Here is a 26,097-nt window from a genome sequence, read left to right on the forward strand (position 1 = left end):
ACAAGACACAATCAGCCTCTCCATCCTGTACAATGCGCAAGGCTGATTCATGATGATTTCCGATATAAGAAAGACAAGAGAAATGCCAGGGATGTTCCTGGCATGGTTCAATTCATCCATTCCTATTTTAATCCCCTTTCTGTTTTTTGTCACCCAAATAGATCCGAATGGGTGTCCCCTTCTTGACTCGCTCTCCGGGCTTGGGTGCCTGATTGATCACCACGTTGCCCTTTCCACTCACATCGAGTGGTGTATCATAGAGGCTCATTCGAATATCATTGATCTGTTCCCCGACCAAATTGGGCACTTTCACCATCGGTGTGGTCATAGGTGTTTGTTTGGGCGAAATTTGTTTTTCTCTTTTGTCCACCTTTAAATAACGCAGACTGTCATACAGGATGTTTCGAACAATGGGAGCGGCAACGACACCTCCAAACTGTATCCCGTTGGGATTATCCACAGCCACATAGACGACCAGCCTCGGATCATCCATCGGGGCGGCCCCGATAAAGGAAACAATATGATTATTTTTGAGATAGCGTCCATTCGCTCCTACTTTTTGCGCGGTACCCGTTTTTCCCCCCACCCGGTACCCGTCAATGAACGCTTTGCGCCCTGTGCCTTTGGCAACCACACTTTCCAAAGCTTGACGGATCTGTTTGGATGTTTTTTCTGAAATGACTTGACGTTTCACTTCAGGTTTTGTTTTTTTCAACACCTTATTGCTGTCAGGGTCCTGCCAAGCCTTCTGAATATAGGGTTTCATCAACTTCCCGCCATTGATAGCCGCCGCCACTGCCGCAACCTGTTGAATGGGGGTGACAGACACGCCTTGACCAAATGAAGTGGTAGCCAATTCCACGGGCCCCACCCGCTCCGGTTTAAAAAGAATTCCTCTTGCTTCACCATTTAAATCAATTCCGGTTTTCTCTCCAAACCCAAACTCCTTGATATAGGAGAACAACTTCTCTTTCCCCAGGTTCTGTCCCAACGCAACAAATCCGGGGTTACAGGAATTTTGCACCACTTCCAGAAAGGTTTGCGAACCATGACCCCCACCTTTCCAACAACGAAGTTTGGCTCCACTCACTTTTATAAATCCAGGATCATAGAAATGATCTTTGAGATTCACTTGATTCTCTTCCAGCGCCGCCGCCAATGTAATAATTTTAAACGTAGACCCTGGCTCATATGTACGCCAGATCGGCAAGTTTCGGTTGTACACTTCCGGATCGACGTTCTGGAAGTTGTCCGGTCGGAACGTCGGACGACTGGCCATCCCCAGGATTTCCCCTGTTTTGGGGTTCATCGCAATCGCCAATACATTCTCCGGATCATATTGGGCCATGGCCTGATCCATTTCCCGTTCCATAATCGTTTGGATATTTTTATCTAAAGTAAGGACCATGTCCAGCCCATCTTTTGGAGCAAAAAATTGTTCGTGGCTCTCTGGAAGCTTCTCCCCTTTTGCATTCGCCTCAAAAGAAACCCGCCCCCGCGTTCCCCGAAGTTTTTCATCATAAATCAGTTCCAGACCCGCCAGACCCTGATTATCAATCCCGGCAAATCCCAAAATATGGGCGGCCAAGCTTCCTTCCGGATAATGCCGCTTGTTATCCTCTGCCACCACAATTCCGGGAAGACGTAACTCTTGAATGGACTTTGCCCGGTTTTCACTGATTTTTCGACCATATGGATTCATTCGTACAATCAATTCTTTTTTTGTGATTTGACGATATATTTTTTCTTCCGGGGCCAACAAGATTCGGGCCAGTTCCCTCGCTGTCTGTGCAGGGTCCTTGATTTGGGCGGGAATGGCCAGAACGGTCGGCGAACTTATATTGTAGGCAAGCACATCCCCATTTCGGTCCAAAATTCGCCCCCTTTTCCCTTCAAATGGAATATCCCGCGTCCAAAGTTCACGAGCCTTCTCATTCAACCACGTTCCCTGAATGAGCTGAACATATCCCAACCGGACTAACAGCCCTGCGAACAAAAGCAAACCGATGGAAAGAGCGATAAAGAGTCGTTTTCGAACCAGGCTTCCGGGTATAGACACATTCATACCCCTTCCCACAGACAGGATTTTCTAAGACAACCCTATTCTCCGGACACAGGGATTAGAACAATCACATAAAAACAACCTCTCCTGCAGGAAGAGGTTGTTCAGCCATGATTCGGCTTTAGCTTCAATCGGATTTTCTTCCGTTCCATCACTCGGTCTCCCGGTGAAATGGATTGTTGGGTAACGTAGCCTTCTCCATTGATTTGCGGCTGTAAATCCATTAGCCGGCAGATGGTTAAGGCTTGCCTCAAAGAAGCACCGGTCAAATCCGGCATCTCAAGTGCCGGAGGAGATTCTGTCAACAGATAGGTAGCACCGGTAATCAATGGTTCTCCCGGACGGGGATATTGTCGTAGAACACGCCTTCCGCTACCCAATACCTTGGCTTGTATCCCTGTTTCCAGGATCTCCTTTTTCACTTCATCCACCGGTTGATCCACCCATTCCTTGGCCACAGGACGGTCTTGTTGCGTTTTCGCCTGTTGAGCGGGCTCTGATTTGGACACGCCCATGTGGTGAAGGGAACTTGCAATGATCCGTCCCGCAGCAGGTGCGGCTACCGTTCCGCCATCCCCTGATTTGCCCGGCTCATCAATTGCCACATAGACGACCAACTCCGGGTCATCCGCTGGGGCAAAGCCAATGAAAGAAGCTACATATTTCCCCGTTTCATATCCTTTTCCGTCTTTTTTCGGCTTAAGAGCCGTCCCCGTCTTACCGGCGACTCTGTACCCTTCCACATCTGCCTGTTTACCTGTTCCCTCGGTCACCACACCACGGAGCAAGGTCCTTACCTGACCGGCAGTCTCTTTTGAAATGACATTCTTTCGCACCGGATAAGGTTTGTTCTTCTTTAAAACCTTTTTATTCTTAGGATCACGGATTTCCTTCATCACATAAGGCCGATACAATGTTCCACCATTCGCAACGGCAGAGACGGCCATTACTTGCTGGATCGGTGTAACCGCAATCCCCTGACCAAATGAGGTGGTTGCCAACTCTGTAGGATGAAGCGGAGAATGGCCGAAGAAAAGACCACGGGCTTCTGCAGGTAAATCAATACCGGTGGAGCGACCCGATCGCTCTGTTATTTTTCCAAATCCAAACCGGTCAATATAGCGAATCAGCCGATTGGCACCCAATTTCTCACTCAAACGGACAAAGGCCACATTACTGGATAAATAGACTCCGTCTGCGTAAGAAATCTCTCCCCAGCCACGGTCATTCCAATCGCGAATGATTTGATTGTCCACCTGAATGGAGCCGGATTGGAACCGCTCGTCCGAATGAAATACATTTTCTTCAATGGCCGCAGCCAACGTGATGATTTTAAACGTTGAACCTGGCTCATACTGGGCCTGAACTGCCCGGTTTACATCATTTTCTCCCTGCTTCCACGTCTTATCAAATCTGGCCGGATCAAAGGTAGGACGGCTGGCCATCGCCAGTATTTCACCTGTATTCGGATCAGCCACAATGGCAGTGGCCCCTTTGGCATGGTGTTCAACCATCGCTTCATCCAGGATTTTTTCAACGGAATACTGGATGTTGGCATCCAAGGTCAACAAAAGGTCCTTTCCATTCTCAGGCGGCTGATAATCCTGGGCTGATTGAGGGATTTGATCTCCTCTAGCATCTTTTTTAAAGCGGATTTTCCCCTCATGTCCCCGCAATTCGTTGTCGTATGTCTGCTCCACTCCCCCCACAGCCTTGCCCGCCACATTGACAAATCCCAGAACATGGGCTGCCAACTTCCCTTCAACAAACTGCCTTCCAGGCGTTTTAATGGAATAGATCCCATTGAGATCCAGCTTGAGCACTTCATCCCGAACTTTTCGGGAAACCTTGAAATTCCCTTTTTTCTTCAGTTCCACCTGTTTTGCTGTTTTTTTCGTCAACTTTTTGAGGAGTTTCTGTTCCGGAATATCTAATAAAGGAGCCAGCTTTTCAGCCGTTTCCCGCGGATCATCCACTTGGTCGAGATCTGCTGCGATAATATATTTCTCCACACTTTCAGCTAGAGTGAATGTTCCGCTTCGGTCCATGATACTCCCCCGAACCGGCTCGATCACTGTTTTTGCTTCCCAGGTTTTTTCTGCTCGTTCTCTGAGGTTTTTCGCATCTATCGTCTGAATCCACAACAATCGAAAGATCAGAGCTGACAAAAACAGAGTACACAACAGCCCTACCAGAAGTGATCTCCATTTGCTCGCTTTCGTCGCCGGATTCATCGAGTCACCTCAACCCCGATGATCTGTGGAAGAGAATTTCTTCTCTTTTTTATGATTTGTGGAGATGGAGCTTTTTTCAGCCATAACCATCCCTTTTTCTCTCGCAAATTGACGAATTCGATCGGCACTTCTCAATTCATTTTTCTTCTTTTGCAAATGCTTGTTTCCCTCTTCCAACTGCGCGGTCTGTCGCTCCATCTTTTGCAGTTCCATATGAAGTTCCGCCACTTCCGCATAACGGGACAATATCCCCGAAGCCAAAACCACAAAGATGACAATGCTCACCATATACAATATTTTTTCTCTGGCTGGAAGCTCTTTTCTTTGTACTCGTTTCTTTTTCTTTGGCAATATGCGCGGCTGAGGCTCCGGTTGGTATGCAATGGCAGTGTTTCCCCGGTATTCTCTCATGTTATTCTTGACCCTCCTTGCACTTTTCCGCAATGCGCAACTTAGCGGATCTCGCTCGTGGATTTCTCTCAAGCTCTTCTCCCGAAGGTTGCACAGGTTTCTTTGTTATAATGCGGATTTCCGGTTTCCTTCCACAGGTGCAGACAGGAAAATCGGATGGACAAATACAACCTTTCGCCTTTTCCATATAGATCTGTTTTGCAATCCGATCCTCCAAGGAATGGAAAGTGATCACACTCACCCGTCCCCCGGGACGGAGCCTTGCAATCGCCTCTTTTAAAGCACTTTGAAAGACATTTAGTTCATCGTTCACAGCAATCCGGATGGCTTGAAAGCTCCGACGCGCGGGATGGGGACCTTTCCTCCTGGCAGGCGCCGGAATCGCCTCCTTGATGATGGTGGCGAGCTCCACAGTCGTTTCAATGGGTTTTACGGATCGGTACTCAACAATTCTCTGCGCAATCCGGCGAGCAAACCGTTCTTCCCCATACTGATAGATGATACGGCTGATCTCCTCACGGGACCAATCGTTTACCACTTGATATGCCGTCAGCTCGGACTCTGTATCCATACGCATATCCAACGGCGCATCATGGTGATAACTGAACCCACGTTTACCTTCATCCAACTGTGGAGAAGAAACACCCAGATCAAACAGGATACCATCCACTTTGGATAACTCCAGCTGATCCAGTACCTGACCTAATCTGTAAAAATTGGATCGGATCAAATGGACTTGACAGGAAGATCCTTTTAATCTCTCCGAAGCTGCGTTCAAGGCACGATCATCCTGATCCAATCCCACCAAAACACCTGAAGAACCAAGCTGTTCCACAATCCGTGAACTGTGTCCAGCCCCTCCCAATGTACAGTCCACATAGATTCCATCGGGATGAATATTCAGGCCATCGACGGCCTCTTGTCTCATAACCGTTTCATGACGGAACAATAACCTTCCAACCTTTCTTTACAAAGCCTACAAATTTAAATCCAGATCTACCAATTTTTCTGCAATCTCGTTAAACGAATCCTCGGATTGTTCATAGTAAGATGTCCACGCTTCTTGACTCCAGATTTCCACCCGGTTGGAAACACCAATCACAATACATTCTTTCTCCAACTTCGCAAACTCCCTCAAATTACCTGGAAGATGGACACGCCCTTGTTTGTCCAACTCCACAACTGCCGCTCCTGAGAAAAAGAAACGGGTAAATGCACGAGCGTCCGCTTTGGTAAATGGGAGCGACTTCAGCTTTTGTTCCAACTGCTTCCATTCAGACATCGGATAAACAAACAGGCAGTGGTCGAGTCCACGGGTGATTACAAAAGCTCCACCCAAGTCTTCCCGAAATTTGGACGGGATGATCAGGCGACCTTTATCGTCGACACTATGACGATACTCCCCCATGAACACGCCACCGCACCCCCTTTACTCCCCCTTACTCCCCACTTCCCTCCACTTTCCACCACATTGTAAATTATACAACAGGCACACATAAAAATCCTGCACCAAGGGTGCAGGATTTTTACATATTTTTCTTTTTGAGGGATAAATCTTAAACTTTCCAGGTATTCAGGTATTCCTTCTGATCGGAAGTCATGCGATCAATCTGAATTCCCAGGGAATCCAGTTTATAGGTAGCCACCTGTTCATCGATGTGATAAGGAACATCTAAAACACGAGGACCGATTTTTTGATAATTTTCCATAACAAAGATCAAGGACATCGCCTGCAATGCAAATGTCATATCCATAATCTCTGCTGGATGCCCATCGCCAGCCACCAGATTGACCAAACGTCCATCACAGAGCAAATGAATCCGTCGACCATTATCCATTTGATACTCTGTAATGTCCCTTCTGACCAGCCGTTTTCCCACTGCCTGCTCTTCCAGTGCCAGTTTATCAATCTCCACATCAAAATGGCCGGCATTGGCGAGGATCACTTTATCTTTCATCAGTGGGAAATGCTCTCCGGAAATCACTTTTTTGTTCCCCGTCACGGTAACAATCATATCTGCAACCTTTGCCGCCTCCGCCATTGGCATGACAGTAAATCCATCCATATGGGCTTCCGTCGCTTTGATCGGGTCCACTTCTGTTACCACCACACGGGCACCCAATCCCTGAGCCCGCATCGCTACGCCCCGACCGCACCAGCCGTAACCGACAACCACCACTGTTTTTCCGGCGACAACCAAGTTCGTGGCCTTGTTGATTCCGTCCCACACAGATTGACCGGTTCCATACCGGTTATCAAAGAGAAACTTCGACAGCGCATCGTTCACAGCAATCATGGGAAACTTCAGTTCCCCACTCTTTTCCAATGCACGAAGCCGAAGAATTCCCGTTGTCGTTTCTTCACAACCGCCTTTCACCTGTTCCAAAAGATCGGGACGTTCTGCATGGAGGATGCTGACCAGATCTCCACCATCATCGATAATTAAGTCTGGACGGGTTTCCAGCGTCAACATCAAGTGCTCCTTATATTCTTCCGGAGACGGATCATATTTCGCATAAACCGTAACACCTGATTCAGCCAGAGCTGCTGACACATCATCCTTCGTGGAAAGCGGGTTGCTTCCCGTAATCGCCACATGAGCCCCTGCATCTTTCAACAGTTCAGCTAAACAGGCTGTTTTCGCTTCCAAATGAAGAGAAATCGCCACCCGTTGACCGGCAAGAGGTTGCTTCGCAATAAATTCTTCCCGAATCCGGTTTAATACCGGCATATGCTGACGGGCCCAATCCATTTTAAGGCGCCCTTCCGGTGCCAAATTTTTGTCACGAACAATACTTTCTCTGAAGGAATCCAATGTACATCACCCCATATTCAGTGTTCAATCCATGACGTAACTCAATCTCATAAGTATACAACCCGATGATGGTTCTTCTGGACAAGAGGTGTTTGAAGCAACTGGTCCACCCAACCTTTACCATAGAGATTCCACCAGGGAATCATATTGTGAACCCTTTCTTGAAGTGCACCTCCAGGACAAATTTCTGCTTCCAACAGGTCAAAGCGTTGCAGTTCAACCTCTTCTCTCTTCTCCAACGCTTTGCGTGTTTCCTGTTCCAAAAAATTCACCTGCTTCATGATGTGCCCACAGTTGGTATTCCCCAGGTCTTTCAGATCGGGACGAACACCGGAAATTTCACCGATCAACGGATGATAGATTTCCTTGATACGACTGCGAACCCGCCCAAAGACAGCATCGACATCCAGATGGTATTGCCTTTCCAGCCAGCTCCACTTCTTCGCCTCCAAACGGTGAAGCACATCATCCACGGTTAATTGAAACCGCTGCATTTCCTTTTCTCCTTTTCGTCCCACCAGTGTCACACTGTTTCGCGGAAACAAGACAGGCATCTCCATACCCGCCAGAGAAAAGGCTGACTTCAAAAGTGCCCAATAAGCGATCTCCCCCGGTCCCAATACGGTAGCCAATGTGGGAAAAAGAAATTCCTGCATCAATGGACGGGTAAGCACATTGTTGCTAAGTATACTGGGCTCTCGGTAAACACGTTCCAGCAACTCCTTGTGGGTGATTATCTCTCCATCCTTCGTGAAAAAGGTTCCGTCCTCCGTTCGATACAAAGCCTTTCGATCCGTATCTGTGCTTAAAAACAGGTTCGCCTTGTCCAAGCCAACATCCACCGTCACCGGATAGCCATCCTGTTTTAGATGGTCGGCTTGTTTAAGAATTTCCCGGTTTAGCGACTCATTCTCTTCAATCAACCATTGAAAAAACGGTGTCTCCAATCTGCGCAATGGTTGAAATGCAGAATCGATCATCAACAAACCATAGCGACCAAACAGATGATGAAGCAACCGGGCAAAATGACGTGAAAGACTCAGCCGATCGCGGGACAGTTCTTTTAACAGGTCCATCCATTCCCTTTTGTAAGGGGTATCCGGAAGATGCCGACCTACGTTTTCAATCCATTGAATCAGTTGATCCGGATCGGGAAAAACGTTGGAAACGGAAGGTTTCCCATGGACCTGAACCGGAAGTGTAATCTTTTCCACCGTTCCTTCAGTGGAAAGCAGATGAAGGTGGTTCACCTCGTCCCAATCATGATCTTCCCCGGCAATCCAAAAGACAGGGATCACAGGTCTGTTTAATCGCCGTTCTTCCCGCTCAGCCAATTGAATCAGCGTGATTGCTTTATGAATGGTGTACAAAGGTCCTGTCAGAATCCCGGCTTGTTGACCACCCACCACAACCAGACTGTCAGAATGACAAAGGCGCTCAAGATTGGAACGAACCGCAGGATGATCCAGCTCATCTGCATGATACTGCCTGAGCACATCTGCCAGCTGTTCTCTTGACACAGGATGATTCCTTTTTTCTAACCTCTCCGCCCTTCGAAAAAATTCTGAGTCATCTCCTGGATGATAGGTAAAATATGGTTCCAATCGTTTGAAACGATAAAAATAGTCTCGAAGCAGTGAATTTCCGGGCTCCATATAAATCTCTTCAACTCTCATGCCAAACCTCTTTTCTCTCTATCATCTTCCCTAGTATATCAAAGGAGATTCCTTTGGGAAATCCTTCCTCACTCCGGTTCCTGCTTTCCTTTCAACGGAATGGATAGTAACAGAGAAAGGATAAAACCGAGGACAGCCACCCCTCCAGCTGTCAACATCCCCATCTGAAACCCTTGTTTCCAAATGGGAGGAAGGCCCAAACCCCATGCATTCCAATCGGCAGCTGAAGGCTCAAAAAAGAAAAGTCCGATGATCACCAGTGCCATGGCACCACCCGTCGCCCGAAACATGGCAACCATCATCAGTCCACTTTTTATTTGACGCATGGAAACGGTTTGAAACAACAGTTCATGGACTGGCGAGGATAAGGTAAATCCCAAGCCGACACCCAGAATAACCAGCACTGTGGCAAGGGATACCAGGTCCTGAACCAACGTTAATGAAAAATACGCAGCTGCCGTAAAGAAAAACCCCAAAGCCAGCCCGGTCTGAACTTCCCATCGGGAGAAAATTCTTCGAGAGATCGGAAGCGTAAACCATGCTGCACCGGCAACAATGGAGAGAAAAATTCCTCCAGTCCCTTGAGGTTGGTCGAATACAGCCACCATCCATCCAGGAACCAATACCACAGCCACCCATGTACATCCTGCCAGCATCACCGCAAAATGGACACCGATCAAATGTGGATCAATCAATAAATGCGGCTTGAAAAAGGGGGATTCTGCCTGATGCTCCACCATCATCAAAGGGATCATCAAACCTGCAGCAAGTACAGCAAAGGGCAAAAATCGAGGATCTACCAACATCCGCCATCCCATTTCAGGATTTAATTGGGATACCGCGATCATTGCCAATAAAAGAATCGCTGCAAAGTAAAAGAGACCCGTTGTTTGATAGGAAGGTGTTCTGTAGCTGCCGCTCAACGAAAAACGATGGCTGAGAATATAAACAACAACGGCAACCGGGATATTGACCAAAAAGATCCAACGCCACCCGTAATGCCAGGTAATACTGGAAGACAGAAACGGGATGATAATAAAAAGCCCTCCGAACAAGGCATGAATGACCAATCCTAACGGTCGTCTCCGGTGATGGATCAGACGGCGCAGACCCACAGAGAGAGGAGGAACCACACCACCTGCCCCCAAAGCCTGTATCACACGACCTCCGATCAATGTCAACCAACTGTTGCTTACTCCCGCAGTCAGAGAACCCAAGGCAAAGAGACTCAGGGAAACAGCAAACCAGTTTTGCCTTCCGGACAAATTTCCCCATCTCTCCATCAGAGGAAGGGCGAGAACAAACACAGCCAGATGAAGCGCAATTACCCAGATCACTCCCCGCACCGGAAAGCCGAGATCTGAGGCGATCACTGTCAACGATGGGGATACAATGCTTATATCCAAAGCACTGAGAAAAATGGCGATTACATAGGAGTCCACCGTCCATCTTCTTTTGTCAGACATCCCGTATCGCCTCCCACTTTCAACCCCGTAAGTAGATGATGGAAACCCTGTATCCCTGATACCGGAATTCCCGTTTCTTCTGCACGATAAACCAGCTGGGTCAGTTTCGCATTGACGGGCGTAGAAATTCCATGTTGCTTCCCCTTCGCCACTACCGCGCCATTAATGAAGTCAATTTCCGTCTTTTTTCCACGTTTCAAATCCTGAAGCATGGAAGATTGGTTGGCTGCTGTCTTTTTGCAAACTGCAAGGATTTTGTTGACCAACGTTCTTGGCTCAAGAGCAGTGCCTTCAAACGCAGCCACTTGAACAACTTCATCCAAAATGCCCTCCATCCATGGCTTAAATCCATCCTGATCAAGCAGATCGCCGTTCGAAAGGTTCCAAAGAGAGGTCAATGGATTAATCACACTGTTGATGGCTAACTTTTCCCATAAAACCCTCTTTATATCCAAATCATAAGCAATGGATAACTCGCTGGACGATAAAATGGAAAGAGTCTTCTCAGTGATTGGTGAAACATTTCCTTCACTGATCTGTCCGATCCTGGATTCACCTTCCCCGGTGTGCTCCACATGGGACAGCCCCCGTCGCATCGCTCCTTCTGTAGTTACTGCATGGTACAGATGTTCTTGTGGAAAATATCCCCTCAACTGCTTTTCCTGCCCCATTCCATTTTGCCAAAGCCAGATATCCGTGGAGGAATGGCATACCCGTGGCAGCTCAGAAGCGATTTTGGCTACATCCGTTTGTTTCACGGCCAGAAAAATCACATCAAAAACAGGAAGACCGTGATCTCCCGACCATTCCACGTAAACAGAATGCAGAGATTCTCTTCCATTCCGCTTCGTCACCCGCAGTCCATTCGCTCGGATCTGATCCCTTTGTTCACGCGTCCGCGTCAACAGTATGGTTTCTGGAAACCGTTCAGCCAAGCGTCCTGCCCAAAGCAATCCGATGGAACCACCACCCCATACGGCAATCCGCATCTTTTATCTCCCTCCTGTTCATTCGTATCATAACAGATTCCCCCCACAGTATGTGAGGGGAATACCGTTTCAAACAGGATACACGGGATGTTTGCGTTGACTGAACGTAATCTCTTTGTCAGCATAGGCTTCAAACCGTCCGATCAACTCCTCTCTGAGCTGATCCGGCTCCACAATTCCGTCAATGATCAACTCTGAAGCCAATCGATAGATGTCAATATCTTCCTTGTACTCCTCCCGTTTTTTCTGTACAAACTTCGCTTTCTCCGCTCCTTCCAACTGGTTGATCTTATTGCTGTAAACCGCATTAACGGCAGCTTCCGGACCCATCACTGCAATCTGAGCGGTCGGGAGAGCCAAACAGCAATCCGGTTCAAAAGCGGGTCCAGCCATCGCATAAAGTCCAGCCCCATAAGCTTTCCGAACCACAACAGAAATTTTGGGAACCGTTGCTTCCGACATAGCGGCAATCATTTTGGCCCCATGTCGGATTAACCCCTCTTTTTCCGTTTGCGTTCCAATCATAAATCCAGGGACATCGGCCAAAAACAACAGCGGAATGTTAAATGCATCGCAAAGTGTGATGAAGCGAGCCGCCTTATCGGCAGAGTTGACAAACAGGACGCCCCCTTTTACTTTGGATTGATTGGCAATAATCCCAACCGACCTTCCATCGATCCGGGCAAACCCTGTAATCAACTCCTTCGCAAAGAGCTTTTTCAATTCATAGAAAGACCCTTCATCCACAAGAGAATCAATCAATTCCATCATGTCAAAGGGAGTATTCTGGTGATCCGGTACGATCTCAGAAATTTTCTTCGCATCGGGGTTTGGATTTGTTCCAGCGATCCGAACCGGCTTTTCCGTATAGCGAGCCGGAAAATAGCTGAGGTACTGTCTAGCGGATGATATGGCATCTTCCTCATCATCAGCAAGGACATCCCCGCATCCGCTGATAGAACAATGCATCCGGGCTCCTCCCATCTCTTCCAGAGAAACTTTTTCTCCAATCACCATTTCAGCCATTCGAGGAGATCCCAGATACATGCTGGCATTCTTATCCACCATGATCACTGTATCGCAAAATGCAGGGATATAGGCTCCACCTGCCGCAGAAGGACCAAACAGGACGCACAACTGGGGAATGACACCGGAGAGTTTCACTTGGTTGTAAAAAATCCGACCCGCCCCTCTTCGTCCGGGAAACATTTCAACCTGATCCGTAATCCTTGCTCCTGCGGAATCCACCAAGTAGATCATAGGGACACGCAGCTTTTCTGCTGTTTCCTGGATACGAATGATTTTTTCCACCGTACGGGCTCCCCAAGATCCTGCTTTCACGGTTGAATCATTCGCCATGATACAAACCGTCTGCCCATGAATTTTTCCCATCATGGTCACTACACCATCTGCTGAAAGGCCTTCTTCCAAGTGATTGGCAAACAGACCGTCTTCCAGTTGAAAGTCATCATCCAACAATAATTCCAACCGTTTTCGGACAAACAGCTTGTTCTGCTCGCTCAGCTTTTCATGATACTTGGGGGCACCCCCTTTTTGTATTTGTTGCACCTTCTTCTTCATTTCCTGAATCTTTGTCTCGTGCATCGGTTTTTCTCCCTCCCGTACCCTATTCACCCAAATAAATCGGTTTTCTTTTTTCTTTAAAAGCCTGAAGACCTTCCAGACGGTCTTTGGTGGGAATTAAAACCTCGTAAGCTTTGGTTTCGATGGCCAGACCGGTGTCCAAGTCCGTTTCAGAGCCAAAATCGATCGCATACTTTGCCTGAGCAAGAGCCAGGGGGGCATTTTTATTGATTTGTTCGGCCATTTCCATCGCAGCAGTTAACACGGTTCCCCCACTGACCACCCGATTTAATAATCCTATTCTATAGGCCTCTTCCGCTGTAATGCGTCGGGCCATAAAGATCAGCTCTTTGGCCCGCGCATTTCCAACCAGCCGAACGAGCCGTTGCGTTCCCCCTGCTCCGGGGATAATTCCCAGAGAGGTTTCTGTCAGCCCAAAAACGGCATGTTCATCCGCGATTCGCAGATCGCAGGCGAGAGCCAATTCCATGCCTCCCCCAAGAGCGACTCCATTTATTGCAGCAATCACCGGCTGGGGCAGACGGGAAAGTGCATGAAAGGTTTCCCGAATCGTATAAACATAACGGCGCACCTGTCCTTCTGTAAATCCCCTTCGCTCCTTCAAATCCGCCCCTGCACAAAATGCTTTCTCCCCGGAACCGGTAACCACAACCACCCGTGTAGCCTTTGAGTGACGCAGTTCCTCCACAACCCGTGAAAGCTCCTCCAGGGAAGGGAGACTCAGAGCATTATGCACATCCGGCCGATTTAGCGTCAGTATGGAAATTCCTTCCTTGCGTTCCCATTCAATCAAACTCACGGACTCTCCTCCTTTTTTTCGGCAGCGGCTACACTTTGCAGGACTTTGGACGGCAATTGTTTTCCCAATTGTTCTTCCGCCAGCCATCCCGCCTGGCACAACTTCTTTAAATCGATCCCTGTGGAAACCCCCATCCTCTCAAGCATATAGACCAAATCCTCTGTAGCCACATTACCCGCAGCTCCGGGAGCATAGGGACATCCTCCCAAACCGCCAAAGGCACTGTCCAAAGTGGTGATGCCCAATTCCAGGGAAACATAGGCATTGGCAAGAGCCGTTCCCCGCGTATCATGAAAGTGCCCTGCCAGCCGTTCCGCTGGAATCTCTTGTGTAAGGGCTTTCAGTTTTTCTTTGACTTGATTGGGCACGGCCACTCCAATGGTATCTCCTAGGGAAAGCTCATAGACCCCCATCTCCAGGAGACGGTTGCAGATTCTTGCCGTGTTGGACAAGGGCACTTCCCCCTCATATGGACAACCAAACACTGTGGATACGTATCCTCGCACACGCTTACCCTGATTTTGAACTTCTTGGATCACTTCCTGCAAAACGGGAAATGTTTCATCAATTCCTTTGTTTATATTTTTTTGATTGTGTGTTTCACTGGCAGACATAAAAACGGCAAACTCATCAACATTTGTTTGCAAAGCCCGTTCCAGCCCTTTTTGATTGGGAACCAGTGCACGATAGCGCACATCCGTCCGATCAGGCAGGGTTCGAATCAGCTCCGTAGCATCCGCGAGTTGGGGAACCCAACGAGGATGAACAAAGGAGGTTACCTCCAGCTCTTTCACCCCGGCATCCATCAGCAAACCGGCCAATTGTCCTTTAACAGAAGTGGAAAGAATCCTAGATTCATTTTGCAATCCGTCTCTCAGACCTACTTCCACCAAGGTGACTTCTGGCACATGGCTTCCCTTCTTTCCATACAAATCGTTCCATCACCCATTCAATTCAAACAGGATATCTCCTTCATTGACAAAACCGCCAACCTCCGCTTTTACTGCTGAAACTGTGCCAGCGGTCTCTGCCTGTACAGGTACTTCCATCTTCATCGACTCCAGCACTACCACATCCTGTCCGGATTCAACCCGGTCTCCCTCGGATACCAAAACTTGCAGTACCGTTCCCGTCATCGTCGAACAGATCACTTTCATAATGTTCACCTCTTGTTGGATTGGAGTGGTTTTGAAAGGAGCAGTGTGTTATATTGCCCCTGGATAAATTCCGGCTGATCCAGAATTTTTTTCAGCAATGGCACATTGGACTTAATCCCGGATATTGCAAAAGCATCCAATGCTTTTTTGCTCCGGATGATTGTTTCCTCGCGGGTTTCAGCATAAACCACGCATTTTGCAATCATCGGGTCGTAATAGGGAGTCACTTTGGAACCTGTTTCCACTCCGGCATCCACCCGAATTCCTTCCCCTTGCGGGGGATGAAAGACCTCCAGTGTTCCTGGTGAAGGCAAAAAACGTTCCGGATCTTCCGCATAAATCCGATATTCCATGGCATGACCCATGGAACGAACGTCACTCTGATCAAAAGAAAGCGCTTTCCCTTCTGCCACCTCCAATTGAAGAGCAACCAGATCCAAACTGGTTACCATTTCCGTAACAGGATGCTCCACTTGCAGACGGGTGTTCATCTCTAAAAAATAAAAGCGTTCATTGGCATCCACAAGAAATTCGACGGTACCTGCACCGACATAGCCAACTGCCTCCGCTGCTTTCACCGCTGCCCGATAAAGCGCTTCCCTGGTTTCCTGACGGATGGAAGGGGATGGACTTTCCTCCAGGACCTTCTGGTTTCTTCGCTGTATCGAACATTCTCTTTCAAAGAGGTGTAGCGTCTTACCCTTTCCATCAGCAATAATCTGAACTTCCACATGTCTCGGCGATTCCACAAACCGCTCCATATATAATGTGGAGTCGCCAAAATACGCTTGCGCCCGTCCTTGCGCAGAAGCAAAAGATTGTTTCAACGCTTCCTCACTCTTCACCACTTGCATTCCGATCCCGCCTCCACCGGCACTCGCCTTTAACATCACCGGCCAGCCGATCTCTTTTGCATGCTGAATGGCCTCTTCCAGGTGCTGAACTCCCTCGGTGCCGGGAATAACAGGCACCCCGGCCTCCATCATCCTCTGGCGGGCAGTCACTTTATCCCCCATTTGTGTAATCACATTCGCCGGTGGACCAACGAACGTCAAACCGGTCTTCTCCACTTTCCGGGCAAACTCCCCATTTTCGGACAGCAGTCCGTAGCCGGGGTGAACAGCATCCGCTCCCGTTTTTTTGGCCGCTTCCAGGATAGCCTCCATATTGAGGTAACTTTGAGCTACCGGAGCCGGTCCGATCCATACCGCTTCATCAGCCTCCCGAACAAAAGGAAGATCCTGATCCGCCTCAGAGTAAACAGCGACGGTCTGTATCCCTAGCTCTCGACACGTCCGAATAATCCGGCAAGCAATTTCTCCCCGGTTGGCAATTAATAACTTTTTGATGTTCATGCTCCACCTCTCATAACCTTCAAAATCATTTCCATGATTCGAATCTTTCGGATTCATATTCCCAACTTGGATCTCTCCACCCATGTTTCTTTAGAAAAATACAAATGAGATCCATGGGGGATATTCGACAAATTCTAGAAAGAGTCCTGCTCCAGTCAAGGAAATTTACCCAATGACTCCGTTTTTTGAAGGATATAGGCAAGTTTCGGAGGAATCATGTATAATAAAAGTGAACAGCGGAAAGGGAAGGGACGGAAAGGAGAGTGACATGATGAAGACTCCGAAAGTTGAGCGGTTAAAAATCAACTATAAAACCTTGGAAGAGTTTCAAAAGTTTCGTGAATATGGTTTGCAAGAACTCTCGATGCTGGAAGATCTTCAATCAAATATTATTGAAAATGACAGCAACTCCCCTTTCTATGGGATCTATCTGGACGGACAGCTCATCGCCCGCATCAGTCTGTACCGGATCGATGCAAAATATGACCGCTACTTTAAACCGGCCCAGGACTATTATGAATTGTGGAAACTTGAAGTGCTCCCCCAATACCGGGAACAGGATTATGGAACAGCTTTGGTTAACCACGCCAAAAGCTTTGGCTTGCCCATCAAGACCAACGCCCGTTGTCGATCCAATGATTTTTGGCTGAAGATGGGATTTCAGCCGGTCAATTATGATCCTGTACGTGACCGCGGGGAGAATCCCTTTGTATGGCTTCCACCAGGAGTTCAGCTACAATAGCGGAATAACCTAACGAAGAGAAACCCATTTCATTGATCAGAAACGGGTTTCTCTTTTGTCATTTATCCATCCGTTCAAGATTTTCACTCGATTCCATGCGAAATTCGGTCTGGGCATTGTCATTTTCTTCATCATCCAGGATCGCCAGCTTACGAGCCCGATCCATAATTTGAATCAACGCTTTGTAATCATCATTCACTGCCCTGTAATCTGTCTGCACATTATTAAGATACCCTTTCAATTCCTCATTTTCCTCCGTCAATTTGCGGATCTTCTCTTCCTGACGGTTAATTTCGTATTCCAGATCGGCCTGCTTTTTCTGCATCTCTGCCACTTCCGCTTTATGTTGACGTAAAAAACGAATAATGGCATCCAAAGAGGTTGTCTGGTGTTCTTTCAAATTTAATTCTTCTCTTATCCGATTTCTTGTATTCCATCTCTTTTCCTGTTTATTTTTCTGACGTTGGCTTTTCGCAATATGGATCGCTTCCTCATATCTTTTCCGCACCAGACTGTTCCATCGAAAGCCACATGCGGCCGGCGTTCGTCCCAACTTTTCAGCCACCTCTTCAAAAGCCTCCAGCTGGGTACCGCCTTCCCGAATCTGACGCAATGTCACTTCAGCCAATACCAGATCATCGTCAGGTGTCCATGCATCCTGTCTTTTGACTCCCATAAACTGAAAACCCTCCAATCCTTGGTCCACCGATTCCAAAACATATTGCAACCTGTTCTATCTGTATGCCTTTGATATAATTCGTAGTATATGTAACTAGTATTTTTTATAACCGAAAGACTGGTTTCCTATACACAACGTTTTCCGATCGATGGACGGGAAGGTTACTTCGTTTTGGAAGACCGGCTGAAAAATTCGTTTACTGCACGCCTGTGCTCCTCTGTTTCCCATAGCTGGGCGCAATGACGGGCTTCCAAGGCTTCATTGGACTCTTCTTTTTTTCGGTGATCTGCAATATCCATATAGGCTTTCAACACTTCCACAGGAGCTTGTGAAATGGATTCAGCAAAGGACTGAACGGAATCAAGAAAGTGTGCTTCAGAAAACAATTGATAAATCCATCCCCATTGAAAGAGCTGATCTGCGTCTACATGTTCCCCGCTTAAGAGAAGATACAGAGCCTTGCTCCTCGGAAGCTGTTCCAACAGTCGTGAACCACCCCCCCAGCCGGTGGTGATTCCCAACCGGGACTGGATAAAACCAAAACGCGCCCGCTCGGATGCCACCCTGAAGTCACAGGAAGCGGCCAGCTCACATCCTCCTCCCAAAGCGATTCCCCTAACTGCAGCCACTGTAGGCTTCCCAAAATGTCGGATCGATTTCAGCAATTGACCCATGCGAAACATGACAGGATAAATCTCCTGCTCCGTTCTTAATTGATGAAACTCGGCTAAATCTCCTCCGGATACAAAGGTTTGTTCATCTCCCGTAAACACCAGCACTTTAATGCTACTCTCTTCCTGCCATCGGTTAATAGTGGTTTCCATTTCCTCCATCATTTGAAAATTGACAGCATTTCGTCTTTCCGGACGGTTAAAAAAAACCCATCCCACTCCATTCTTTTCTTCTGTTAACAGTGTTTTCATCCTTGATCCTCCTTGATTACGAGCATTTCACCATAAACCGCGTTGATTTGCTCAAAGTGGATTGACCAGACACGTCCCCCTATGAATTCCTGTCTGTTTCTTGACACAAACTATACATACCTTGATCCCTTTTTCGCGGGCGGGTATAATGAGTGATGATTGCAAGGTATGACGACGAACGGAGCGGATACCACTTGTTTCATTTGTCGGTGGAATCCGTACATAAAACGTCGATTATGCAGACTAAAGGAGTGAGCAACCAATGGACCGGATGTTTCGCGTGTTGGGATTTTGGCTCCTGGTCATCGGTCTGATGTTCATGGCTGGCCATATGAACATTTTAGCACTTTTGTTCTATTTTCAAGCCGCCATCTTTTTTGTCCTCGGTTATTTAAAATATACCGAACGCACTTATATGCTTCTCTTTGGAGGGTATATGGTTTTGGCTTTCACCGGGATCGTATACTGGTCCTTCTTCCATGTCGGTTAAAGGATATGGAAACAGCTCCTCTGTCAGGAGCTTATAACTTGTCGACCCTGTCGGCAAGTTTTTTTATTGCTTTGAGAATCCCTTTCTCTCTGGACGCTTCTTTCCAACCATGGTATAGTCCAAATGTAAACCTTTATATTAATTATGTTGACAAATAAAAGGGGAGGAATTCTTCTTGTCATTTACATATGAGGAAATGTTGGAGAAAAATCGACGCTATCTGTGGAACCCCTTTACCCAAATGAAAGAGTATCTCGCGGATCATCCCCCCATCATTGAACGGGCTGACGGGGTGAAATTGTTTGATGTCGAAGGACGTTCCTACTATGATGGAAACGCCTCTGTATGGTTAAACCCTCATGGACACAACCGACGAGAATTAAATCAGGCGATTACAGAACAATTGGAAAAAGTGGCTCACTCCACCTTGCTGGGGTCTGCCAATGTGCCTGCGCTGCTCTTGGCGGAACGCTTGGTTCAAATTACCCCGGAAGGGTTGGAAAAGGTTTTCTATTCTGATAGCGGGGCTACCGCCGTGGAAGTGGCCATCAAAATGGCTTACCTCTATTGGAAACATAGGGGGCAACCCCAGCGAAATCAATTTATCAGTATGACGAATGCCTATCATGGAGATACCGTGGGAGCTGTAAGTATTGGAGGAATTGACCTCTTTCATTCTGCTTTTGATCGCATGCTCTTTCCCACAGAAAAAGTTCCTTATCCCTATTCCTATCGTTATCTAGGCAGTGAGGAGGATTGCCGTTCCGCTTGCTTGCAGGAATTGGAACAATGTCTGGCGGAAAAAGGGGAAACCATTGCCGCCGTGGTGGTGGAACCCCTGGTACAGGGGGCTGCGGGATTAATTATGATGCCACCCGGCTACCTGAAAGAAGTAGAAAAGCTTTGCCGGAAATACCAAACCCTTCTGATTGCGGATGAAGTGGCAACCGGTTTTGGACGCACCGGCAAAATGTTTGCCTGCGAACATGAGGACGTGAAACCGGATCTGTTGTGTCTGGGGAAAAAGCTGACCGGTGGATATTTACCTGTGGCAGCAACCCTGGCTACTGATGAGATCTATTCCGCATTTTATGATGACCACGAAACCGCTAAAACCTTTTTTCATGGTCACTCCTATACCGGAAATCAATTGGGGTGTGCCGTGGCATTGGCAAGTCTGGATCTCTATGAAAAAGAAAACCGTGTGGATCATGTAAGGAAAATGACTCCCCATGTAGCCGATTTACTTCAATCAACCGCCAAACTGACCCATGTGGGTGAAGTGCGCCAGTGTGGATTGATGATCGGAATCGAGCTGGTGCAAGACAAAACGAAGAAGTCCCTATACCCCTATAAAGCCGCCATTGGTGCAAAAGTTTGCAAACGAGCGCGCGAACTGGGAATGATTACCCGTCCATTGGGTCATGTGATCACCTTTTTACCCCCCTTGGTCGCCACACGCGAAGAATTGACAGAAATGGTCCATATCCTTCATCAGGCCATACAAGAAGTGACCCAATCATGATTCCGGGTAACGGTTTATTTGTAACTGCAACGGATACCGGAGTGGGCAAAACGGTGGTAACTGCCGGATTGGTGCGATCTCTTCGGAAAAAAGGCTTTCGGATCGGGGTGATGAAGCCGATGCAAAGCGGTCACCTGCGAACCGATCCCGAAGGGGATGGAATGCGCCTGAAGAACTGGACGGAAAGTCAAACCCCCATTGATCGGATCGTTCCCTATAGTTGGTCGCTTCCGGTTGCTCCTGGACTGGCCGCGTATCTTGCAGGGGAATCAGTGGATATAGATTGGCTGTTGCAAGAAATCCATATGATGGTACAAATCAATGATGGATTGTTGATTGAAGGAGCAGGTGGTTGGTTGGTACCCATAGGCAATGGTTGGACGATAGCCGACTTTGCTGCGGCGATCGGCTGGCCAACACTTGTCGTTGCCCGCCCTGGGCTGGGCACCGTCAATCATACCGCTCTGACCGTAGCGGCAATTCGCCAGCGGGGATTATCTGTAACGGGAGTGGTGATCAATGGAAGCAAACCGGAAGATCCATCCCCGGATCTTCCCTATAATGCCCAATTGATTGAAGAGGTTGCGGATGTCCCTGTATTGGGTACTATTCCCTGGCTGGGTGACACATGGTCGCCCAAAGAGTTGGAAGAGACAATATTAAGCCATCTGAACCTGACTCCGATTCTCCATCTTTGGAACAGAAAGGAGGAAATCGCTCATGATCACCTGGGAACAAGTGATCCAACATCGTCTTGATGAGGTACGTCAACAGGGTAGAGAAAGAAATTCTGTTCCCATCCGATCCGCGAGCCAACCCGTGGTGGAATGTGATGGAAAGCGGTTGTTAAACTTCGCTTCCAACAATTATTTGGGTCTGGCCGGTCATCCTGCCATTATCGAGGGGGAACGACAGGGTGCGCTACATGGAGCCGGCGCGACTGCCTCACGCCTGGTCATCGGTTACACAGAGGAAACACAATCCCTGGAAAAAGAGATGGCTCTCTATAAAGGAACGGAAAGCGCACTTTTGTTTCCAAGTGGCTATGCAGCAAACATCGGAACCCTGTCCGCACTTCTTCATCGCGGTTCCACCGTTTTCAGCGATCGTCTCAACCATGCCAGCATTGTGGATGGAATCCGCTTAAGTGGAGCCCGTTCTTACCGTTACAAGCATAACGATATGAATCATCTGGAACATCTGTTGAAGAAGTCGGCTTCCAGGGGGGAAACACAACGGTTAATTGTTACCGATGCGGTGTTCAGTATGGATGGTGATCAAGCTCCCCTGCGTGATCTGGTAACGCTGAAAAAGCAGTACGGAGCCGCCCTCATCATCGATGATGCCCATGGAGGAGGTGTGTTGGGCCCTCAGGGAAAAGGAACAGCCCACCATCACGGTGTGGCCGAAGAAGTGGATGTACACATGGGAACTTTCAGTAAAGCCTTTGGTGTCTATGGCGCTTACATCGCTGGACAGCATACGTGGATGCGGTATCTGGAAAACAAAAGTCGCAGTCTGATCTACACCACTCATTTGCCTCCCGCCCTGATCGGGGGGATTCATGCATCACTGAATGAGGTGAAACAGAGTGACTCTCTCAGAAAACATGTTCTTTCATTGAGTAACCGGTTTCGTTTGCGATTGCAACAAGCCGGTTTGGATACCGGTCATTCCAACACTCCGATTATCCCGTTGATCGTGGGGAAAGATCAGTTGGCTCTTCGCTACAGTCAACGCTTGGCTGAGCAAGGGATTTTGTCTGTCGCCATTCGTCCACCCACCGTTCCGGATGGAAAAGCACGACTTCGTTTTACTCTGATGGCCAGCCATTCCGATGCACAAGTGGAAGAAGCCTGTATAAAGATTATAGACATGGGTCGCACATTGGGGGTCATTTAGATGCACAGAGATTGGCATTTTGTGTGGTTAACCGGTTGGTCGGCTCATCCGCGGGTATGGGACCCTGTCCTCCGTCGATTTCCGGACGCCACGCATCAGCGGGTCGATTTCAACGGTTGCCACCATCCTAAATCGGTCCAAAGCAGAGCAAAAAAAGCACTGCTTTCATCGCCAAAACCGGTTCATCTTGTGGGATGGTCGTTGGGAGCCATGGTTGCCCTCGAATTGGCTTCCCAGTTTCCCAAGTGGATTCGTGCTTTGTATTTGATTGGCGGAACCGGTCAGTTTGTACGGGACACTACTTACCCCCACGGGTGGGATGCACGAATACTGAAACGGATGGAACGACGCCTGCAAACCCACCCCGATGAGGTGCTCGCCGACTTTGACCGCCAACTGTTTTCTCCAGCTGAACAGGCGACAGGATGGAGCGATCAATGGCGTCAGTTGCGCTCTGTCACGCATCTGTCACCTGCTGATCTCAGCGGAAGTCTTCGTTACCTCAGGAATTTCAATTGGTTTGCACAAGGAATCACCTTGGAAACAGATACTTACTTGCTTACCGGGGAAGCGGATGTCATTTGTCCTCCCCAAGCAGGTGAGTGGTTGGCTAAACGCATCCCAAAAGCGGATTGGACTCCACTTCCACAGGCGGGCCATCTCCCTTTTTGGACACAAACGGATTCTTTTTGTTCTTGGTTGATACAGCGAGTGATGAATGATGATCAATAAAGCACATGTATCGCAACGTTTCAGCCGGGCTGTCAACACGTATGATCAGTATGCTGATGTGCAACGAGCGATGGCAGATGAGTTGGTATCTTGGGGAACCGATAATCGATCCCACGTCAGCCGTATACTGGAAATCGGGTGTGGTACGGGATATTTGACCGGTCTATTGCTTGATGCGTTTCCAGAAGCAGACATCATGGCGGTGGATCTCTCTGCCGAAATGGTTCTAGCTGCCCGGAAGGCCCACGGGGATCGAGACGGTGTCACCTTCTGTAAAGCGGACGCAGAAACAGTGGATTGGTCACAGAAAGGCCCGTTTGATCTGATTGTTTCCAATGCAACCGTTCAGTGGTTTTCCAATCCCCAGGATACCTTGAAACGTCTTGTCCAATCCCTCTCCTTCCATGGTCGTCTCACTTTTTCCACTTTTGGTCCACAAACCTTTATGGAGCTTTATCATTTGTTTCGAGAAGTGGAAACCGAGTGGGGATGGAGCACAGAAAACCATGGCCTCCCTTTGCGAACGGAAACCGAGTGGAAAGAGATCCTTGGGCAAGCGTTCCTTTATGATGTTCAATCCAAACAAAAACAGTATCGACCGCTTTATCGTGACAGTCGCCACTTTCTGGCTTCCATTCGCCATATGGGTGCCACTCACAGCTCTTCTCGCCGTTCACCCATCGCCGCCAGTCGCTTACTCGCAGAAGTCCTGAACAGATATGATCAGCGATTTATCTCAGAAAAGGGAGTCCCTGCAACATTTTCCGCCCTGTGGTTTACAGGAACGGCTGTCTGAAAGCCGGCGGTATTAATCGTGGGATGAAAGACAGCGTTGCTCGGAACCCCCCTTTTGGGGGTGGCAAGGAGAACCAATTCTTGGTATAATCGTAACATATGAGCGGTGCTCATCCCACAGGTAGTGGGTTGTTCCTTGAAAACGTTATGATATGGGGTTCCAGCGGCGAACCCATCTCTCCCGCTGGGTAAAACCGTAAGAGTGAGTGAAAGGAACCAGGACACTGGGACGATGCAGGTACATGCGGCTTGGCCGTAGAACTGCATGGGATGGGGTGATGAGACAGCCCTGAACTTGGGAGTCGTCTGAAACCGAAATGGACTGAGGGCGCTAACTACCCAAGAATCCCACGCCTTCAGGCGTGTGGAGTCTCAAATAGCCCTGATTGCTTCCGGTTCATGATAAACACTGCTGACCACATACAGGTCAGCAGTGTTTTTTCCTGTTGGGAATTATTTACACAGCGGAATCCTTTTCGGCTATATGGGAGTCATCCATGTCGGATTTCCGTTTATGCAACCGGAAAGCAATCATCAACACAACCATCCCGAACAATGCCAGACATATACCGGAACCGGAAAAAACGAATCCCAGTCCAATCACCTTTACCAAAAACGCACCGATGGAAGGAGAGAGCAACATCGCTCCGTTTTGAATGGCATTTGCCGTTGCAGAAACACGCCCCATCATCCTTTGTGGTGTTTCCGTCTGTATGATGTAACCAAATGGAACAAACAGCGCTGATGCACTGATTCCCATCAACAAAAAAACGATAAACCAACTGTAGAGTTCAAGAGAAAGGAAACCCTGACCTCCAAGACCCATAAGCAACACTTGTGAACCGGCTGCAATTGCGCCGAAGGACATCATCATCAGTGGACCCTTTTGCCAGATCGTAAACTGCCCGAACAAAACGGCACCCAATACACTTCCAAAACCAATCGCACTGATCATCATCCCAAATACTTGTTCACTGAAATCCATTTGCTTTGTCCATAAAGGAAATAATCCGTCATACATAAAATTAATAGAAAGTGCAAACATGATCGATAGGGTTCCAATCAGAAGCATGCGATTGGTAACAACATAGGCCCACCCTTCCCGAAGCTGTTTCCAAAAGCCCCCTTTCATTTCCACAGATTCATTGGAGGAAACGTCCGATTTTAAATCAGGAAGCATCCAAAGAATGAAAGCGGACAATAAAAACAGGACCGCCTCGATCAGAAAAGTGCTTCGCGGCCCAATCATACTTACCAAAGCCCCACCCAAAGTGGGTGCCAAAATTTTAGTGGATTGAACAGAAAGCTGGCTTAGTGAAACAGCTTGCGCAAGCATTTCTGTGGGAACAATCATCCGGATTGCACTTTGTCTGGCCGGATCAAAAACCGCACCACAGGCTCCTTTTAAAAAAACCAAAGGCAGAAGGATATATAGATTCGGCGCCCAGAACAATGTCAAGACAATGATAAAACGCATTAAATCGCTCAATATCATTACCAATCGCTTTGGAGCACGATCTGTCCAAACACTGGCAAGCGGTCCAATCACCACCCAGGGCAGTCCCAGTGTGATCACAAGAGCCGCAACTGCCTCAGGCCCCAAACCCCACGCATAAACCACCAACGTATTCAATGCAATAAAGTCCAACCAATTCCCCAAATCCGAAAATAATTGTGCAATAAAAAGTTTTCCGAAATTACGTTGTCGCAAAGGTGAAAACATCGTGAGTCCCATCTGT

The 26,097-nt window shown here is 48.1% G+C and carries 24 protein-coding genes; 7 read left to right on the top strand and 17 right to left on the bottom strand.

Going from position 1 to position 26,097, the window contains the following annotated elements:
* Window positions 1–127: 127 nt before the first annotated feature.
* The 14 genes from FN782_RS04080 to FN782_RS04145 all read right to left on the bottom strand — a co-directional run bounded on the left by FN782_RS04080 (window position 128) and on the right by FN782_RS04145 (window position 16,564).
* Window positions 128–2,059, bottom strand: coding sequence for a stage V sporulation protein D (locus tag FN782_RS04080; protein WP_246064834.1), 1,932 nt, complete (start codon window positions 2,057–2,059; stop codon window positions 128–130).
* A 107-nt stretch (window positions 2,060–2,166) separates the two neighbouring features.
* Complete coding sequence (locus FN782_RS04085; RefSeq protein WP_142504503.1) at window positions 2,167–4,296, bottom strand: penicillin-binding transpeptidase domain-containing protein; 2,130 nt, start codon at window positions 4,294–4,296, stop codon at window positions 2,167–2,169.
* 9 nt (window positions 4,297–4,305) lie between these two features.
* A complete protein-coding gene (ftsL2, locus tag FN782_RS04090) occupies window positions 4,306–4,707 on the bottom strand; it encodes a cell division protein FtsL (RefSeq protein ID WP_142504504.1) in 402 nt (133 codons plus the stop codon).
* A gap of 1 nt (window position 4,708) precedes the next feature.
* The gene (gene rsmH, locus FN782_RS04095) at window positions 4,709–5,656 is read right to left on the bottom strand and encodes a 16S rRNA (cytosine(1402)-N(4))-methyltransferase RsmH (protein WP_142504505.1); all 948 of its coding nucleotides are present in this window, start codon (window positions 5,654–5,656) and stop codon (window positions 4,709–4,711) included.
* 27 nt (window positions 5,657–5,683) lie between these two features.
* A complete protein-coding gene (gene mraZ, locus FN782_RS04100) occupies window positions 5,684–6,121 on the bottom strand; it encodes a division/cell wall cluster transcriptional repressor MraZ (RefSeq protein WP_142504506.1) in 438 nt (145 codons plus the stop codon).
* A gap of 142 nt (window positions 6,122–6,263) precedes the next feature.
* Window positions 6,264–7,523, bottom strand: coding sequence for an adenosylhomocysteinase (locus FN782_RS04105; protein ID WP_142504507.1), 1,260 nt, complete (start codon window positions 7,521–7,523; stop codon window positions 6,264–6,266).
* A 47-nt stretch (window positions 7,524–7,570) separates the two neighbouring features.
* On the bottom strand, window positions 7,571–9,199 hold the full coding sequence (gene bshC / locus FN782_RS04110) for a bacillithiol biosynthesis cysteine-adding enzyme BshC (protein ID WP_142504508.1): 1,629 nt from the start codon (window positions 9,197–9,199) through the stop codon (window positions 7,571–7,573).
* Between the two features lie 68 nt (window positions 9,200–9,267).
* Entirely contained in the window at window positions 9,268–10,665 is a 1,398-nt protein-coding gene (locus FN782_RS04115; protein WP_142504509.1) for an MFS transporter, read from the bottom strand.
* Window positions 10,626–11,654, bottom strand: coding sequence for a ketopantoate reductase family protein (locus tag FN782_RS04120; RefSeq protein ID WP_142504510.1), 1,029 nt, complete (start codon window positions 11,652–11,654; stop codon window positions 10,626–10,628). The genes FN782_RS04115 and FN782_RS04120 overlap by 40 nt, the downstream gene beginning before the upstream one ends.
* Window positions 11,655–11,723: 69 nt before the next feature.
* Complete coding sequence (locus FN782_RS04125) at window positions 11,724–13,259, bottom strand: acyl-CoA carboxylase subunit beta (RefSeq protein ID WP_142504511.1); 1,536 nt, start codon at window positions 13,257–13,259, stop codon at window positions 11,724–11,726.
* A 22-nt stretch (window positions 13,260–13,281) separates the two neighbouring features.
* Window positions 13,282–14,058, bottom strand: a complete 777-nt coding sequence (locus tag FN782_RS04130; protein ID WP_246064835.1) for an enoyl-CoA hydratase — start codon at window positions 14,056–14,058, stop codon at window positions 13,282–13,284.
* A complete protein-coding gene (locus tag FN782_RS04135) occupies window positions 14,055–14,966 on the bottom strand; it encodes a hydroxymethylglutaryl-CoA lyase (RefSeq protein WP_142504513.1) in 912 nt (303 codons plus the stop codon). Before FN782_RS04135 ends, FN782_RS04130 begins: the two co-directional genes overlap by 4 nt.
* Before the next feature lie 33 nt (window positions 14,967–14,999).
* Window positions 15,000–15,215: an acetyl-CoA carboxylase biotin carboxyl carrier protein subunit gene (locus FN782_RS04140; protein WP_142504514.1), complete on the bottom strand. Its 216-nt coding sequence runs from the start codon at window positions 15,213–15,215 to the stop codon at window positions 15,000–15,002.
* Window positions 15,216–15,220: 5 nt separating this feature from the next.
* Window positions 15,221–16,564: an acetyl-CoA carboxylase biotin carboxylase subunit gene (locus tag FN782_RS04145; RefSeq protein ID WP_142504761.1), complete on the bottom strand. Its 1,344-nt coding sequence runs from the start codon at window positions 16,562–16,564 to the stop codon at window positions 15,221–15,223.
* Between the two features lie 277 nt (window positions 16,565–16,841).
* On the opposite strand from FN782_RS04145, the gene FN782_RS04150 reads away from it, so the two are divergent.
* Window positions 16,842–17,312, top strand: a complete 471-nt coding sequence (locus FN782_RS04150; RefSeq protein WP_142504515.1) for an N-acetyltransferase — start codon at window positions 16,842–16,844, stop codon at window positions 17,310–17,312.
* A 58-nt stretch (window positions 17,313–17,370) separates the two neighbouring features.
* Here the strand turns inward: FN782_RS04150 and FN782_RS04155 are convergent, their stop codons facing one another.
* Both FN782_RS04155 and FN782_RS04160 read right to left on the bottom strand, forming a co-directional pair.
* Window positions 17,371–17,988, bottom strand: coding sequence for an RsfA family transcriptional regulator (locus FN782_RS04155; RefSeq protein WP_142504516.1), 618 nt, complete (start codon window positions 17,986–17,988; stop codon window positions 17,371–17,373).
* A 164-nt stretch (window positions 17,989–18,152) separates the two neighbouring features.
* On the bottom strand, window positions 18,153–18,914 hold the full coding sequence (locus FN782_RS04160) for an enoyl-CoA hydratase/isomerase family protein (protein WP_142504517.1): 762 nt from the start codon (window positions 18,912–18,914) through the stop codon (window positions 18,153–18,155).
* Between the two features lie 262 nt (window positions 18,915–19,176).
* On the opposite strand from FN782_RS04160, the gene FN782_RS04165 reads away from it, so the two are divergent.
* From FN782_RS04165 to bioC, 6 genes are all read left to right on the top strand, one after another.
* A complete protein-coding gene (locus tag FN782_RS04165; RefSeq protein ID WP_142504518.1) occupies window positions 19,177–19,404 on the top strand; it encodes a DUF2626 family protein in 228 nt (75 codons plus the stop codon).
* A 196-nt stretch (window positions 19,405–19,600) separates the two neighbouring features.
* Window positions 19,601–20,929, top strand: coding sequence for an adenosylmethionine--8-amino-7-oxononanoate transaminase (bioA, locus tag FN782_RS04170; protein WP_142504762.1), 1,329 nt, complete (start codon window positions 19,601–19,603; stop codon window positions 20,927–20,929).
* Window positions 20,926–21,687 (top strand): dethiobiotin synthase, encoded by a 762-nt coding sequence (gene bioD, locus FN782_RS04175; RefSeq protein ID WP_142504519.1) that lies wholly within the window; start codon window positions 20,926–20,928, stop codon window positions 21,685–21,687. Before bioA ends, bioD begins: the two co-directional genes overlap by 4 nt.
* Window positions 21,650–22,831 carry an 8-amino-7-oxononanoate synthase gene (gene bioF / locus FN782_RS04180; RefSeq protein ID WP_142504520.1) on the top strand — a complete coding sequence of 394 codons (1,182 nt, stop codon included), beginning with the start codon at window positions 21,650–21,652 and terminating at the stop codon, window positions 22,829–22,831. Before bioD ends, bioF begins: the two co-directional genes overlap by 38 nt.
* Window positions 22,832–23,563 (top strand): alpha/beta fold hydrolase, encoded by a 732-nt coding sequence (locus FN782_RS04185; RefSeq protein WP_142504521.1) that lies wholly within the window; start codon window positions 22,832–22,834, stop codon window positions 23,561–23,563.
* Entirely contained in the window at window positions 23,553–24,359 is an 807-nt protein-coding gene (bioC, locus tag FN782_RS04190) for a malonyl-ACP O-methyltransferase BioC (RefSeq protein WP_185956022.1), read from the top strand. Before FN782_RS04185 ends, bioC begins: the two co-directional genes overlap by 11 nt.
* Before the next feature lie 456 nt (window positions 24,360–24,815).
* Here the strand turns inward: bioC and FN782_RS04195 are convergent, their stop codons facing one another.
* Window positions 24,816–26,093: an MFS transporter gene (locus FN782_RS04195; protein ID WP_142504523.1), complete on the bottom strand. Its 1,278-nt coding sequence runs from the start codon at window positions 26,091–26,093 to the stop codon at window positions 24,816–24,818.
* Between the last annotated feature and the right edge of the window lie 4 nt (window positions 26,094–26,097).

Origin of the sequence: Melghirimyces algeriensis, from assembly GCF_900182565.1 — a bacterium.
Lineage (GTDB): Bacteria > Bacillota > Bacilli > Thermoactinomycetales > DSM-45169 > Melghirimyces > Melghirimyces algeriensis.

Excerpts from the sequence above, each read along its gene's own strand:
- bioD (WP_142504519.1), top strand. The coding sequence starts at position 20,926 with ATGATTCCGGGTAACGGTTTATTTGTAACTGCAACGGATACCGGAGTG.
- FN782_RS04085 (WP_142504503.1), bottom strand. The coding sequence starts at position 4,296 with ATGAATCCGGCGACGAAAGCGAGCAAATGGAGATCACTTCTGGTAGGG.
- bioC (WP_185956022.1), top strand. The coding sequence starts at position 23,553 with ATGATCAATAAAGCACATGTATCGCAACGTTTCAGCCGGGCTGTCAAC.
- FN782_RS04140 (WP_142504514.1), bottom strand. The coding sequence starts at position 15,215 with ATGAAAGTGATCTGTTCGACGATGACGGGAACGGTACTGCAAGTTTTG.
- FN782_RS04165 (WP_142504518.1), top strand. The coding sequence starts at position 19,177 with ATGGACCGGATGTTTCGCGTGTTGGGATTTTGGCTCCTGGTCATCGGT.
- FN782_RS04120 (WP_142504510.1), bottom strand. The coding sequence starts at position 11,654 with ATGCGGATTGCCGTATGGGGTGGTGGTTCCATCGGATTGCTTTGGGCA.
- bioA (WP_142504762.1), top strand. The coding sequence starts at position 19,601 with ATGTTGGAGAAAAATCGACGCTATCTGTGGAACCCCTTTACCCAAATG.
- FN782_RS04125 (WP_142504511.1), bottom strand. The coding sequence starts at position 13,259 with ATGCACGAGACAAAGATTCAGGAAATGAAGAAGAAGGTGCAACAAATA.
- FN782_RS04185 (WP_142504521.1), top strand. The coding sequence starts at position 22,832 with ATGCACAGAGATTGGCATTTTGTGTGGTTAACCGGTTGGTCGGCTCAT.
- FN782_RS04160 (WP_142504517.1), bottom strand. The coding sequence starts at position 18,914 with ATGAAAACACTGTTAACAGAAGAAAAGAATGGAGTGGGATGGGTTTTT.
- FN782_RS04115 (WP_142504509.1), bottom strand. The coding sequence starts at position 10,665 with ATGTCTGACAAAAGAAGATGGACGGTGGACTCCTATGTAATCGCCATT.
- ftsL2 (WP_142504504.1), bottom strand. The coding sequence starts at position 4,707 with ATGAGAGAATACCGGGGAAACACTGCCATTGCATACCAACCGGAGCCT.
- bioF (WP_142504520.1), top strand. The coding sequence starts at position 21,650 with ATGATCACCTGGGAACAAGTGATCCAACATCGTCTTGATGAGGTACGT.
- FN782_RS04150 (WP_142504515.1), top strand. The coding sequence starts at position 16,842 with ATGAAGACTCCGAAAGTTGAGCGGTTAAAAATCAACTATAAAACCTTG.
- FN782_RS04195 (WP_142504523.1), bottom strand. The coding sequence starts at position 26,093 with ATGGGACTCACGATGTTTTCACCTTTGCGACAACGTAATTTCGGAAAA.
- bshC (WP_142504508.1), bottom strand. The coding sequence starts at position 9,199 with ATGAGAGTTGAAGAGATTTATATGGAGCCCGGAAATTCACTGCTTCGA.
- FN782_RS04155 (WP_142504516.1), bottom strand. The coding sequence starts at position 17,988 with ATGGGAGTCAAAAGACAGGATGCATGGACACCTGACGATGATCTGGTA.